General features: G+C 48.6%; 7 tRNA genes and 1 rRNA gene. All 8 read left to right on the top strand.

Annotation, left to right across the window (positions count from 1 at the left end):
• A 5S ribosomal RNA gene (rrf, locus tag KYJ26_RS23160) occupies window positions 1-98 on the top strand; the annotation flags it as partial.
• An 8-nt stretch (window positions 99-106) separates the two neighbouring features.
• A tRNA-Asn gene (locus KYJ26_RS23155) sits at window positions 107-181 on the top strand.
• A 2-nt stretch (window positions 182-183) separates the two neighbouring features.
• Window positions 184-256, top strand: a tRNA-Thr gene (locus KYJ26_RS23150).
• Window positions 257-275: 19 nt separating this feature from the next.
• Window positions 276-350, top strand: a tRNA-Glu gene (locus tag KYJ26_RS23145).
• A gap of 40 nt (window positions 351-390) precedes the next feature.
• A tRNA-Val gene (locus KYJ26_RS23140) sits at window positions 391-466 on the top strand.
• 82 nt (window positions 467-548) lie between these two features.
• Window positions 549-624: transfer RNA gene (locus KYJ26_RS23135), tRNA-Thr, on the top strand.
• 11 nt (window positions 625-635) lie between these two features.
• Window positions 636-719 (top strand) — tRNA-Tyr (locus tag KYJ26_RS23130).
• A 68-nt stretch (window positions 720-787) separates the two neighbouring features.
• A tRNA-Gln gene (locus KYJ26_RS23125) sits at window positions 788-862 on the top strand.
• Window positions 863-882 lie beyond the last annotated feature (20 nt).

Here is an 882-nt window from a genome sequence, read left to right as displayed (position 1 = left end):
AGGTCACACCCGTTCCCATGCCGAACACGGAAGTTAAGCTCTTCAGCGCCGATGGTAGTTGGGGGATCTCCCCCTGTGAGAGTAGGACGTCGCCAGGCCAAATCATTCCGCAGTAGCTCAGTGGTAGAGCTATCGGCTGTTAACCGATCGGTCGCAAGTTCGAATCTTGCCTGCGGAGCCATTGCTTCCATAGCTCAGCAGGTAGAGTGCTTCCATGGTAAGGAAGAGGTCACCGGTTCGAGCCCGGTTGGAAGCTTTTATTTTTTTAATAGACTGGCCCATTGGTCAAGCGGTTAAGACACCGCCCTTTCACGGCGGTAACACGGGTTCGAATCCCGTATGGGTCACCAATTTTTTTTACTAAAGCAAACTAAGTTACTAATACATAATGGAGGATTAGCTCAGCTGGGAGAGCATCTGCCTTACAAGCAGAGGGTCGGCGGTTCGATCCCGTCATCCTCCACCATGTTTTTTTACGAAAGTAAAGTAAACTTCATTGTTTTGCGACAGCAAAATGTCTTTCCTTAAACACTTTTTTAACTCAATATGCCGGTGTAGCTCAACTGGTAGAGCAACTGACTTGTAATCAGTAGGTTGGGGGTTCAAGTCCTCTTGCCGGCACCATTCTTTTAGCTGGAGGGGTAGCGAAGTGGCTAAACGCGGCGGACTGTAAATCCGCTCCTTCGGGTTCGGCAGTTCGAATCTGCCCCCCTCCACCATTTTGTATATTTCAGTGTAAAATGGACATCCTATAAATGTCCCTTTTTTATGCCATTTACGTAATTATTGGGCTATAGCCAAGCGGTAAGGCATCGCACTTTGACTGCGACATGCGTTGGTTCGAATCCAGCTAGCCCAGCCATTACGAGCCATTAGCTCAGT

The organism is Rossellomorea orangium (assembly GCF_019334305.1).
GTDB lineage: Bacteria > Bacillota > Bacilli > Bacillales > Bacillaceae_B > Rossellomorea.
The sequence above is the reverse complement of the archived record's forward strand: the minus strand, read 5'-3'. Positions and strand labels throughout refer to the sequence as shown.